The sequence below is a fragment of the Sphingomonas sp. UNC305MFCol5.2 genome (assembly GCF_000712135.1).
Classification (GTDB): Bacteria; Pseudomonadota; Alphaproteobacteria; order Sphingomonadales; family Sphingomonadaceae; genus Sphingomonas.
Genome location: NZ_JOOE01000002.1, coordinates 485217 through 497604 on the forward strand (window position 1 = coordinate 485217; position 12388 = coordinate 497604).

Annotated in this window: 8 protein-coding genes; 5 read left to right on the forward strand and 3 right to left on the reverse strand. The window is 66.2% G+C overall.

The genetic code is table 11. From position 1 onward, the window contains the following. Positions 1–48: 48 nt before the first annotated feature. The gene (locus tag BR78_RS0109420) at positions 49–1593 is read left to right on the forward strand and encodes a carboxylesterase/lipase family protein (RefSeq protein ID WP_029936299.1); all 1545 of its coding nucleotides are present in this window, start codon (positions 49–51) and stop codon (positions 1591–1593) included. Between the two features lie 26 nt (positions 1594–1619). Beyond that, a complete protein-coding gene (locus tag BR78_RS0109425) occupies positions 1620–2609 on the forward strand; it encodes an alpha/beta hydrolase (protein ID WP_029936301.1) in 990 nt (329 codons plus the stop codon). Positions 2610–2805: 196 nt separating this feature from the next. Here the strand turns inward: BR78_RS0109425 and BR78_RS0109430 are convergent, their stop codons facing one another. The 3 genes from BR78_RS0109430 to BR78_RS0109440 form a co-directional block, all read right to left on the reverse strand. Continuing rightward, complete coding sequence (locus BR78_RS0109430) at positions 2806–5667, reverse strand: TonB-dependent receptor (RefSeq protein WP_029936303.1); 2862 nt, start codon at positions 5665–5667, stop codon at positions 2806–2808. 395 nt (positions 5668–6062) lie between these two features. Continuing rightward, positions 6063–7373, reverse strand: coding sequence for a pectate lyase family protein (locus BR78_RS0109435; RefSeq protein ID WP_029936306.1), 1311 nt, complete (start codon positions 7371–7373; stop codon positions 6063–6065). A gap of 6 nt (positions 7374–7379) precedes the next feature. Further along, complete coding sequence (locus BR78_RS0109440) at positions 7380–8816, reverse strand: glycoside hydrolase family 28 protein (protein ID WP_029936308.1); 1437 nt, start codon at positions 8814–8816, stop codon at positions 7380–7382. Between the two features lie 145 nt (positions 8817–8961). On the opposite strand from BR78_RS0109440, the gene BR78_RS0109445 reads away from it, so the two are divergent. The 3 genes from BR78_RS0109445 (at position 8962) to BR78_RS0109455 (ending at position 12369) form a co-directional block, all read left to right on the forward strand. Further along, positions 8962–9993 (forward strand): LacI family DNA-binding transcriptional regulator, encoded by a 1032-nt coding sequence (locus tag BR78_RS0109445; protein WP_029724415.1) that lies wholly within the window; start codon positions 8962–8964, stop codon positions 9991–9993. A gap of 118 nt (positions 9994–10111) precedes the next feature. After that, complete coding sequence (gene galU, locus BR78_RS0109450) at positions 10112–11005, forward strand: UTP--glucose-1-phosphate uridylyltransferase GalU (protein WP_029936310.1); 894 nt, start codon at positions 10112–10114, stop codon at positions 11003–11005. 20 nt (positions 11006–11025) lie between these two features. Continuing rightward, positions 11026–12369: a UDP-glucose dehydrogenase family protein gene (locus tag BR78_RS0109455; RefSeq protein ID WP_029936312.1), complete on the forward strand. Its 1344-nt coding sequence runs from the start codon at positions 11026–11028 to the stop codon at positions 12367–12369. Positions 12370–12388: the final 19 nt, after the last annotated feature.

Sequence of the window (12388 nt, forward strand, 5' to 3'; positions counted from 1 at the left end):
TCTGACACCGGTTACCGGTTTGCGCAAACAAATGTCCGGGAGAGAGCAATGATCGACCGCCGCACGCTGATCGGTGCTGTCTCCGCAACCCTGATCGCCGGCCGCGCCTGGGCCCAGTCCGCCGGGCCGGTCCGCACTGCGGCAGGAGCGTTCCAGGGAACAGTCGAAGACGGCGTCCGCGTTTTCCGCGGCATCCGCTACGGCCGCGCCGAACGGTTCCGCGCGCCGGTGCCCGTCGTCGCATTCGGCGTGGAGCCGGCCGACAAATTCGGCCCGGTCTCACCGCAATCCGGCAGCCGTTACGGCCCGCAGTCGGAGGACAGCCTGTTCCTCAACATCTGGACCGCCGACGCCCGCCCCACTGCGCGCAAGCCGGTGATGCTCTACATCCATGGCGGCGCCTATTCGGGCGGCAGCGTCACCGATCCGCTCAACGACGGGCACGCGCTGGCAGCGCGAGGCGATGTAGTGGTGGTGACGGTCAACCACCGGCTCAACGCGTTCGGCTATCTGTATCTCGCCCGGCTCGACCCGCGCTTCGCCGACAGCGGCAATTGCGGCCAGCTCGACCTGATCCTCGCGCTGCAATGGGTGCGCGACAATATCGCCGCGTTCGGGGGCGACCCGGACAAGGTGATGGTGTTCGGCCAGTCCGGCGGCGGTGCCAAGATCGCGACGATGATGGGCATGCCCGCCGCCAAGGGGCTGTTCCACCGCGCCGCGACGATGAGCGGGCAACAGGTCACCGCTTCGGGCCCGCTCAACGCAACCGCGCGGACGCGGGCGTATCTCGCCAGGCTGGGGATCAAGGAAAACGACATCGGCGCGCTGCTGGCGATGCCGCAGGAGAAGCTGGTCGAGGGGCTCTCGGCGACCGATCCGGTGCTGGGCGGCGGCGTCTATTTCGGGCCGGTGCTCGACATGAAATGGCTGACCCGCCACCCCTTCTGGCCCGACGCCAACCCGCAGTCGCTCCACATCCCGATGATCCTCGGCAACACGCATGACGAAACCCGTGCGTTCATCGCGCCGGATTCGGCGAAGATGCGCGATCTCAATTGGGGCAATCTGGCCGAGCGGATCGCCCCCGAGCTACGCATCGACATCCTGCCCGAATGGGTCGTCTCCGAATATCGCGCGCACTTTCCCGGATGGACGCCCGAACAGGTCTTCTACGACGCGACCACTGCGGGGCGGAGCTGGCGCGGGCAGGTGATCGAGGCCGAGGAGCGCGCGAAGTCAGGCGCGCCGGGATGGGTGTATCAGCTCGACTTCGGATCGCGCACCGATCCGCGGCGCGGCGCTTTCCACACGATGGATATCCCGCTGGTGTTCGGCACGCTCGATGCCGAAGGTTCGCAGACCGGGACCGGCGCCGACGCGCGCGCGGCGTCCAAAGCGATGCAGGACAGCTTCGTCGCCTTCACGCGCACCGGCGACCCCAACCATGCCGGCCTGCCGCGCTGGCCGCGCTACGACCTCGACAAGCGCGCGACGATGCTCTTCGATGTGCGCAGCGGCATCGAGAACGACCCGCGCAAATGGCAGCGCGAGCTGTTCGCGCGCGTGCCCTATATCCAGCCCGGCACCTGAAGCCGGGGCGTTCAGGAGTTTGCCGGATGAAGTTCGATCGCCGTTCCGCGTTGCTCGCCGGGCTCGCCGCGCCGCTTGCGGTCAAGGCCCAGACCGCACCGCCGAAGAGCGACAAGCCGCTGCCGGCGGGGCTGACCGACCCGACCGAGACAATCGACCTGTGGCCAAAAGGCGTGCCGGGCAAGCCGGCGACGCTGCCCGTGGAGAAGGTGGTCGAGCGCAGCACCGATGGCGCCCTCGCCGATCGCGCGGTGAGCGGAGTCGCCAATCCGAGAATGGCGGTGTTCCGCCCGCGGATCGCCAATGGCGCTTCGGTGCTGATCACGCCCGGCGGCGGCTATGTCCGGATCGTGCTGGATCATGAGGGCTATATCCTCGCGCGCTGGCTCGCCGCGCAGGGCTTCACTGCCTATGTGCTCTTCTATCGCCTGCCGGGCGACGGCTGGGCGGCGGGCGCCGATGTCGCGCTCTCAGACGCGCAGCGCGCGATGCGGCTGATCCGCGCGCGGGCAATCCGCGACGGCCTCGATGCCGAACGCGTGGCGACGATCGGCTTTTCGGCGGGCGGGCACCTTTGCGCCGACCTTGCGACGCGGCATGCAGCGAAAACCTATGATCCGATCGACGAGGCCGACAAGCTCAGCGCACGGCCGTTCCTCGCGGCGCCGATCTATCCGGTGATATCGATGACTGCACCGGATGCCCATATGGGATCGCGCAAGCAGCTGATCGGCGAGAATGCGAGCCCCGCGCTGGAGGCGGCGCATTCGCCGCATCTCAACGTGACCAAAGCCACGCCGCCTTGCTTCCTCGTCCATTCGGAGGACGACGCCACGGTGCCGGTGGAGAACAGCCTGTTGCTGCGCGCCGCGCTCAAGGCGGCGGGCGTGCCGGTGGAAACCCACCTCTTCACCCATGGAGGGCACGGCTTCGGCATGACCCGCGCGGTGGGCAAGCCCGCGGGGGTGTGGCCGGAGCTGTTCCTGACCTGGGCGCGCAGCCAGGGACTGGGCTAACTCCGGACTTAATTCCTTTTGCGTCATCCCGGATGTTAGGCTTTCCCGGAAAACCGCAGGTTTACGCCGGAAAGCCTTCAGTCCGGGATCCACGTCTCCGCTGGATACGCGCCTCACGGCGGATAATCGAGTGCTGACCCTTGACCGTCACCCCCGCGGAGGCGGTGCTTAATTGTTCGCGCCGCCCCTTCTTGCCTCACATCTTGAAGCGCGCGCCGACCAGGAAGGTGCGGCCGAAATGGTTGTACTCGTAGGGCCGGTTCGCGTCCTGATCGACCCAGCGATCGCGATAGGCGTCGGTGAGGTTCGTGCCTTCCAGCGACAATTCGACATTGTCGGTGATCTTGTAGCGGATCGACGCATCGACATTGGTGATCGCGTTATAGCCTTCGAAGACGTTGCCCGTCGCCGAACCCTGATCGTTGAAGCCACCGCGATAGGCGACCGAGGCGCGGGCGCTGAACCTGCTGTCTTCATAGTATAGCGTCGCGTTGAAGGCGCGCTTGGAGAGCTGGTACAAAGTCGTCTCGAACGGCTGGTTGACGCTGCCGCCGCCCGGCACGGTCGCCGGCACGCCCTGGGCGTAGACGGCGTTCGAGTCGATGAAGCTCGCATTGACGATGCCGCCGAAGTTGCTGAGGAACCCGGGCAGGAAGCGGAACGGCGCCTGCAGCGAAAGCTCGACACCCTTCAGGTCCGCGCCGGTGCCGTTGACCGTGGTCTGGATCGTCCAGATCGGCTGCGCCTGCAGCGCGGGGTTGAGGAAGCCCGGCGAAGACGTGGTGAGCACCGAGGCGGGCAGCCCGGTCGAGGTGAAGGTGTCGACGCGTGAGCTGGCCACGGGGAAGCTGTCGATCTCCTTCTTGAAGAACGCGACCGAGAACACCGATTGCGGCGCGAAATACCATTCGAGCGCGGCGTCGTACGCGGTGGCGCGATACGGCTGGAGATCGGGGTTGCCGAAATTGACCCGGAAGTTGAACCCGTCGGCCGATCCGCCGGGCGTGAGATTGGCGAGCAGCGGCCGAGTCATCACCTTGGCCACCGCGGCGCGCAGCACCAGATTGGGGGTGAGATCGGCGGCGATGTTGGCGGAGGGCAGCCAGTCCTCATAGTCGCGCTCGACGGTCACCTGGGTGCCGCTGTTGAGCCCGGTCGACGACTGTTCGGTGCGAACATAGCGCATGCCGGCATTGGCGCGGACATCGATGCCGAGCACCGATCCGTTGAGATCGACCTGGAAATAGCCGCCCTTGACCTGCTCGGTCACGCTGCGGTTGTTGCCCGCGTCGAGCAGCAGAGGCCGGTTGTAGAGCCCGGTATAGTCCGCGGCCGCGTCGATATTGGGAATGAGCCAGCTGTTGGTGTTGCCCGAGGGCTGGCCGGCATTGCCGAGATTGACCAGCTCGGACAATGCAGACGTGGCCCGGAAACCATAGACCGCAGTCGGGCCGAACAGCGAGCTGGGCGAGCAGGTGATCTGGCGCAGGACCAGATCGAGCCCGCCATTGCCGCACACTGCCGTGTCGCGCTGATAGGCAGTCAGATCATAGTCGAAACGGCGGTAGACGCCGCCGAGCTTGAGCGTGAACCCCTCGGTCACGTCCCATTCGGTGCGCAGCTGAGCGGTCCTGAACTTGTTGGTGGTGTTGGACGGGCGATCGCGGATCTCGGCGAGCTGGAAATTGGCCGGATCGGTGACGCTGGTGCCGAAGGTCAGCCGGGGCGAGCGGCTGTTGGTATAGTCGTATTGATAGCCCTGCGCGTCGCGATCGTCGAAGATGAGAGTGGTCTCGACGGGGATGTCGGCATCGGACTTGGAGATGCCGCCGAGCAGCGTGAAGCGGAAATTCTCGCCGAGATCCTGATCCCAGCTGGCACCGACCTGGTAGAATTCGGTGGTCGATTCGCGCCGATAATGCTCGGTACGCACCCAGGCATCGTTGAGTGTCGCCGAGATCATGTTGTTGTTTTCGTCATAGACCGGGTTGACGACGTTGATCGAGCGCTCGTTGGAGCGGAGCAGCACTTCGCCCCATTTCTCTTCGCGGATCTCCTTGAAGCGCGAATAGAGGCCGTCGATCGAGATCTTGGTGGCATCGCTCGGCGCCCATTGCACGCTGCCGGTCAGGCCCAGCCGCTCGCGATCGTGGCCGACCTCGCCATAGCGCGGGATACGTGGATGGAAGGCGAGCGCGGCCTGGTTGCACGCCGCGCTCGGGAGGTAAGTTCCACCGGAGTTTGCAGTGGTCCAGCAATTGGTCCCGTCGACACTGTCGAACCGCGCCTGCGCCCAGCGCACCGTGTTGTTGCCGAGCTCGAGCGTATCGCTCTTCTGCCAGGCGGCGGAGATCGAGGCGCCGATCGTACCGTCGGGCGACTTCCACGACAGCAGGCCGGCGACGCGAGGGCCCCAGTTCTTCGAGAGATCGTTATAGCTGCCCTGCGCCGATGCGACGAAGGTGAGCCCGTATTTGCCGCCGAGCGGATTGCCCGTGTTGAGGTCGACCACGGCGCCGAGCGAGCCTTCGTCGAGCGAGGCTTCGGCGGTCTTGTGAACGACCAGCGAGCTGAACAGTTCGGAAGCGAAGACATTGAAGTCGAATGCGCGTTCGCGATTGGCGCTGGCGCCGTCGGCCGTGGTGGTGATCGTCTCGAGCCCGTTGACGCGCACGCGCGTGAACTGCGCGCCGAGACCGCGAACCGTGATCGCCCGGCCTTCGCCGCCGTCGCGCTGGATCGAGATGCCGGGGATGCGCTGAAGCGATTCGGCGAGATTCTGATCGGGGAATTTGGCGATGTCCTCTGCGACGATCGCGTCGACCGCCGACACCGAAGCGCGCTTCACGTTGAGCGCGGCCTCGAGCGACTGGCGGAAGCCGGTGACGACGATCTCGTCGCCGGTCTGCTCGTCGGCGGGCGCTTCCTGCGCATCGGCGGGGGCCGGCGCCGGGTCGGTAGTCTGCGCCGCTGCATTCGCGGCCGTGCCGAGCGCGAGCGCGACGACCGTCGCGGATACGGTGTTACGCCAGTGAGATCCGGAAACGCGCGCCTTCATGACATCCTCCTTGCGTGATCCTGCCGGGCCCGCTCTGCTGGCGGTTCCGGAAATTGCGCGCCGTCCTGTGCCGGCACACCCGCACCGTTGCCGTGCGCGACTGGGCGTCACGGCGGAGTGCAGGGCATAGCTACCGGCGATTGGAAACCGGTGTCAATGATCTCGCGGCCCCTCGGACCCTTTCCCGTCAACAGCTGTTGTAGATCAGCAACAGCGCCAAAAAACAGGTACGCTCTCCCATCATATGGGAAATTGTCGAATCGGGAAGAAGAGCTGATGGGTTACCGGTGTCACGAAGCAGGCACATGTTCGGGGGGATGCGCTTGGGCGCCCCCGCAACCGTCGCCCCGGCCGGAATGCCTAAGAGCCGGGCGCGGCGGCAGTTCCCGATCGTCCTAACCCCTGCCCTCCGCGGCGTCGGCCAACCATTGCTCGATATTGGTGAAGCCGTCGCGATCGATGTCGCCATTGCCGTCGGCGATCTTCGGGTCGAGGCCGTGCTTGTGTTCCCAAATGTCGGGCATGCCGTCATTATCGGTGTCGCGCGGTGGCGGCGCGCTCTTGAGCTCCGGCCAGCCGCCGAGGTCGCGCTGGCTGTCGATCTGGATGCCGGTACGGCTCCGCACGCCGGCGACGACGCGCGCATCGACCGGGTCGCGGGTTTTCGAGGCGCCCGCAGAGGTCAGCACGCGTTCATAAGCGCTGGCGGCGGGATCGGGCGCGACCGGCGCCACGTCCACCGGCGCGGCGAGACGATAGCCTTCGGGTGAGACGCCGGTGACGAGGCTCCACGGATCGGCGGGGATCGCGCCGTTCATGCTGTTGCCGGCGAAATAGGCCTTGGCGAGCATGTTGGATTCGTTGAACGCGATCGGCCTGCCCGATTGCGGGCCCGCGACATAGGCATTGTCGACGAAATTATATCGGGCGAGCGTGGCCTTGTCGGCATTGTAGCCCGATCGGTCGCCGCCCCAATTGTAGAAGACGTTCGAGCGGAAATCGAAGACGGGCCCGAGCGGATCGACGTCCGGACCGTCGTAATTGCCGGGACGCGGCATGCGCGCCGAGTGGTTCGCCCAGAGATTGTGGTGGAAGCTGATCCTCGATCCGCGCCCGCCCCGGATCAGGCTACCATAGCCATGCTCGCCCTTGGCATGCAGCGAATGCGTGAGCGACTCCGAGATGATCGACCATTGCACGGTCAGGTCGTAAAAGCCCTGCTCCGGATCGGTATAGCGTGCCGAGGCGGAGAGCGTTTCGTCGACCGACCAGCTCGCCGAGACATGGTCGAGGATGATCCGGCGGCCGCGATCGATCCACACCGCATCGGACTCGGTCTTCGACTCGTCGCCGAGGCGCGAACGGATGTAGCGGATCACGACATCGTCGGCCGCGACTTCGAGGCGATGGTCGCGCAGCGTGATGCCGTCGCCCGGCGCCGACTGGCCCGCGATCGTCACGCGGCCCTCGCGGATCACCAGCGGCTTTGCGAGCTTGATGGTGCCGGAGACACGGAACAGGATCGTGCGCGGCCCCTTGGCCTCGACCGCGGCGCGCAGGCTGCCGGGGCCGCCATCTTCGAGATTGGTGACGAACAGCACTTGCCCGCCACGCCCCCCTAGCGCGAACCGCCCCGCCCCCTCGGCGCCGGGAAAGGCGAGCTGCCCGGCATCGGGCGCGGACAAAGCGAGAGCGAGTGCGAGCATGGAACCTCAGGATGCCGAGAGTTGATCGAGCGCCCGAACGATCTTGCCGTTCACATGGACATTCGCGAGCGTGACGCGCTCGGTGTGGCGGATCACGCTGGGCTGGGTGACGCCGTCGAAGGTACAATCCTTGAGCGCGATATCGGTCACCGGCGCGCCGGGCAGGCCTTGGCTGTCGAGCACGCAGGTCGCGTTGCGCGCGCGCAGGCGTTCGATGTTGATGTGCCGCAGGATCGGCGTGAAGCGGCCGTTGGCGCCTTCCTCATAGTTGAAGTCGCAGGCGATCGCGGCGCGGCCCACCTGCCCCACATCGATGTCGCGATAGTGAAAGTTCTCGAGAAGCCCGCCGCGCAAGGCATTGTTCTTGAAGCGGATCGCATACCAGAGATCGGGGCTGTCGAGCGTGCACTTCTCGGCGAACACCCAGCGCGCACCACCCGATATCTGCGAGCCGACGGTGATGCCGCCATGACCTTCCTTCATCCGGCAATTGCGGATCAGGATGTTCTGCGACGGCACGCCCAAACGCCGGCCATCCTCGTTGCGGCCCGAATTGACGGCGATGCAATCGTCGCCGGTGTCGAAGGTGCAATCCTCGATCAGCATCATGTCGACCGATTCCGGATCGGTGCCGTCATTGTTCGGCCCGTGGCCGAAGATGTCGAGCCCGCGCAGGGTCACGTTGCGGCAGAGCACCGGATGGACATTCCAGAAGGGCGAGTTGCGGATCCGCACGCCCTCGATCAGGACATTCTCGCACAGATAGGGCTGGATGAAGGGCGGGCGCAGATAATGGCCGTCGCCGAATACCCGCTTCTCCACCGGCACGCGGTCCTCCGCCATCTGGAACAGCACCGCGCGGCTCTTGCGCTGGTCGGGCATCCCTTCGCGCCAGCCATGTTCCTGCGTGCCGCCCCAAGGCCCTTTCCACGCCCACCAGTGCTCGGGGCTGCCCTGCCCGTCGAGCGTACCGGCGCCGGTGACTGCGATATTCCTTGCCTTGTACGCATAAACCAGCGGCGAATAGTTGATGAGCTCCACGCCTTCCCAGCGCGTGAAGACCATCGGATAGTGCGCGGGATCGGTGCTGAAGCGCAGGGTAGCGCCGGCGACGACATGCAATTCGACGTTCGACTTGAGGTGCACCGCGCCGGTGAGGAAGGTCCCGGCGGGGACCAGCACCCTTCCCCCGCCTGCCACCGCGCATGCGGCGATCGCGTCGGCGATGGCGCTGGTGTTGAGCGTGGTCCCGTCACCCTTGGCGCCGAATTGGGCGATGTCGAAAACGCGGGCCGGGAAGACCGGCGCGCGGACCGTGCGTGCGATGTCCGCAGCCCGTCGCCACGGATCTGCCGCCGCCAGCGCGTTGCCGGGCAGCAGCGCGCCCGCTCCGGCGAGGGAGCCGTGGCGCAGCAGATCGCGCCGTGTGGGTTGAAACAGCATCGACATCCTCTAGCCTTTCCGGTTCTGCGCGGCCGATTTATGACACCGGTATCAAAGAGGGAGTGGCATTGGCAACAACCATCGCGCAGCGGCACCTTCGCAACTGCATTTGGCGCAATCGCGCAGCCGGGTTATGCCCCCCGCAATGAAGCGCAGCAGCCAGCCCACGATCAACGACGTCGCCCGCATCGCCGGCGTCTCCAAGAAGACCGTCAGCCGGGTGATCAACCAGTCGCCGCTGCTGAACGGCGACACGCGCCGCCGCGTCGAGGAAGTCATCGCCGATCTGGGCTACGTCCCCAATCCGCAGGCGCGCGCGCTGGCGCTGCGGCGCAACTTCCTGATCGGGCTGATCCACGACAATCCCAACGCGCAGATGGTGCTCAACGTCCAGCAGGGCATGCTCGAGGTGCTGCGCGACACCGAGTTCGAGCTGATCGTCCACCCGGTCGATCGCGGTTCGCCGACGATGCTCGAGGATATCGGCCATTTCCTCGAGCGCCAGCGGCCGTTCGGCGTGATGATCCTGCCGCCGATTTCGGAGAACGACCAGCTCGCCGGGCTCTGCGCCGAATTGGGCGTGCGCTATGTCCGGATGGGATCGGCGACGCTCGACGAAGCGCCGCACATGGTCGCATCGAACGATCGCGAGGCCGTGCGCGGCGCAGTCGAGCATCTGATCGAATCGGGGCATCGCAGGATCGGGCTGGTGCTCGGGCCGCACGGCTTCCGCTCGGCGCTCGAGCGGCAAAAGGGCTATGAGGAGGCGATCGAGCACGCGGGACTGCCGCTCCAGCGCACGCTGATCGTCCAGGGCGACTACAAGTTCGAATCGGGGATGCGCGCCGCCGAGCAGTTGCTCGATTTGTCGCCCCGCCCCACCGCGGTGTTCGCCTCGAACGACGAGATGGCGGCAGGCGTGCTCCATGTCGCGCGCCAGCGCGGGCTCAACGTGCCGCAGGACCTGTCGATCATCGGCTTCGACGATACTCCGATCGCCTCGCACCTCTGGCCGCCGCTCACCACGGTGCGCTGGCCGATCGCGACGATGGCGCGCGCCGCCGCGCTGAAACTGGTCAGCGGCGAAGGCGGAGGTCCGACGGGCGAGGACGGCGAGATGTCCCTGTTCGTATCGACGCTGATCCGCCGCGCGTCGGTGGCTCCCGCCGCAAGCTGACGCTGCACCGCAACAAAGCGACGAAATCTCGATCACCGGTGCCTATGGGAAGGCGAGGCGAAATTGCCGCGTCCGGATGCCGCCTCTATGCTGCGACGCAGCGAAGGAGGTGGCGTATATGACCCCGAAGCGAGTGCGTAAGGCTGTGTTTCCCGTCGGCGGGCTTGGGACCCGCTTTCTCCCGGCAACCAAGGCGATCCCCAAGGAGATGCTGCCGGTCGTCGATCGACCCCTGATCCAATATGCCGTCGAGGAAGCGATCGAGGCCGGCATCGAGCAGATGATCTTCGTCACCGGCCGCGGCAAGGCCGCGATCGAGGACCATTTCGACATCGCCTTCGAGCTCGAGACCACGATGAGCGGGCGCGGCAAGTCGCTCGACATCCTCGGGCGCACGCGATTGCGGCCCGGCGCGGTCGCCTATGTCCGCCAGCAGGAGCCGATGGGGCTCGGCCATGCGGTGTGGTGCGCGCGCGACGTGGTGGGCGACGAGCCGTTCGCGGTGCTGCTCGCCGACGATTTCATGGTCGGGCGGCCCGGCTGCCTCAAGCAGATGATCGATGCCTATGAGCAGGTCGGCGGCAACGTGATCTGCGCCGAGACCGTGCCCGACGAGCATACGCATCGTTATGGCATCATCACCCCCGGCACCCGCGATGGTTCGCTCACCGAAGTGAAGGGCCTGGTCGAGAAGCCGGCTCCCGGCACCGCGCCGTCGAACCTGTCGGTGATCGGCCGCTATATCCTTCAGCCCGAAGTGATGGGCGTGCTGGCGGGGCAGGAGAAAGGCGCGGGTGGCGAGATCCAGCTCACCGACGCGATGTCGCGGATGATCGGCGAACAGCCGTTCCACGGGCTGACCTTCGCCGGCACCCGCTATGATTGCGGCGACAAGGCCGGCTTCCTCCACGCCAATCTGGCGATGGCGCTGGAGCGCGAGGACCTCGCCGACGAAGTCGAATTGTTCGCCAGCAACCTGCTCGCAGCGCGCCAGCTGCGCAGCGCGGCGTGAACCAGTAAGGAGTATCGGCAATGCGTATCGTGATGATCGGATCTGGCTATGTGGGGCTCGTCTCGGGGGCGTGCTTCGCCGATTTCGGGCACCAGGTGACTTGTGTCGACAAGGACGAGAGCAAGATCGCACGGCTGAACGCCGGGCAGATCCCGATCTACGAGCCAGGGCTCGACGATCTCGTCGCGCGCAACGCCGCGGCGAGCCGCCTCGCCTTCACGACCGAGCTTGCCGGCGCGGTCGAGCAGGCCGATGTGGTGTTCATCGCGGTCGGCACGCCGTCGCGCCGCGGTGACGGGCATGCGGACCTGTCCTATGTCTATGCGGCGGCGGCCGAGATGGCGCCGTGCCTCAAGGGTTTCACTGTGGTGGTGACCAAGTCGACCGTGCCGGTGGGCACCGGCGACGAAGTCGAGCGGATCATCGGCGAGACCAATCCGGAGGCGCAGTTCGCAGTCGCTTCCAACCCCGAATTCCTGCGCGAAGGCGCCGCGATCGAGGACTTCAAGCGGCCCGACCGCATCGTCATCGGCATCGAGGACGAGCGTGCCCGCCCGGTGATGGAGGAAGTGTATCGCCCGCTCTATCTCAACCAGGCGCCGATCCTGTTCACCGGCCGGCGCACGAGCGAGCTGATCAAATATGCCGCCAACGCCTTCCTCGCGGTCAAGATCACCTTCATCAACGAGATCGCCGATCTCTGCGAGGCAGTGGGTGCCGACGTCCAGCAAGTCGCGCGCGGGATCGGGCTCGACAACCGGATCGGCAGCAAGTTCCTCCATGCCGGCCCCGGCTATGGCGGCTCGTGCTTCCCCAAGGACACGCTGGCTCTGGTCAAGACCGCCGAGGATTCGGGTACGCCCGTCCGCATCGTCGAGGCGACGGTGGCGGTCAACGACACGCGCAAGCGGGCGATGGGCCGCAAGATCATCGCGGCGTGCGGCGGATCGGTGCGCGGCAAGAAGATCGCCGTGCTCGGCCTGACCTTCAAGCCGAACACCGACGACATGCGCGACGCTCCGAGCCTCGCGATCATCCAGGCGCTCGAGGACAATGGCGCGAACGTCAGTGCGTTCGACCCCGAGGGCATGGCGGCGGCGCGGCCGTTGCTGCCCAATGTCGAATTCGCGACTTCGCCTTATGAAGCGGCCGACGGCGCCGCGGCTCTGGTGATCGTCACCGAGTGGAACGCCTTCCGTGCGCTCGACCTGGAAGCGCTGCATGCGCGGATGGAAGGCGACGTGCTGGTCGACCTGCGCAACATCTATCGTCCCGAGGCAGTGGAAGCCGCAGGCTTCACCTATACCGGCGTCGGACGCGGGCTTGCAGATGCACCCCAAGCACTTGCGATTGCAGCCGAGTAAATCAAAAATCCACCTGGTA

Excerpts from the sequence above, each read along its gene's own strand:
- BR78_RS0109445 (WP_029724415.1), top strand. The coding sequence starts at position 8,962 with ATGAAGCGCAGCAGCCAGCCCACGATCAACGACGTCGCCCGCATCGCC.
- BR78_RS0109455 (WP_029936312.1), top strand. The coding sequence starts at position 11,026 with ATGCGTATCGTGATGATCGGATCTGGCTATGTGGGGCTCGTCTCGGGG.
- BR78_RS0109440 (WP_029936308.1), bottom strand. The coding sequence starts at position 8,816 with ATGCTGTTTCAACCCACACGGCGCGATCTGCTGCGCCACGGCTCCCTC.
- BR78_RS0109435 (WP_029936306.1), bottom strand. The coding sequence starts at position 7,373 with ATGCTCGCACTCGCTCTCGCTTTGTCCGCGCCCGATGCCGGGCAGCTC.
- BR78_RS0109425 (WP_029936301.1), top strand. The coding sequence starts at position 1,620 with ATGAAGTTCGATCGCCGTTCCGCGTTGCTCGCCGGGCTCGCCGCGCCG.
- BR78_RS0109420 (WP_029936299.1), top strand. The coding sequence starts at position 49 with ATGATCGACCGCCGCACGCTGATCGGTGCTGTCTCCGCAACCCTGATC.
- galU (WP_029936310.1), top strand. The coding sequence starts at position 10,112 with ATGACCCCGAAGCGAGTGCGTAAGGCTGTGTTTCCCGTCGGCGGGCTT.
- BR78_RS0109430 (WP_029936303.1), bottom strand. The coding sequence starts at position 5,667 with ATGAAGGCGCGCGTTTCCGGATCTCACTGGCGTAACACCGTATCCGCG.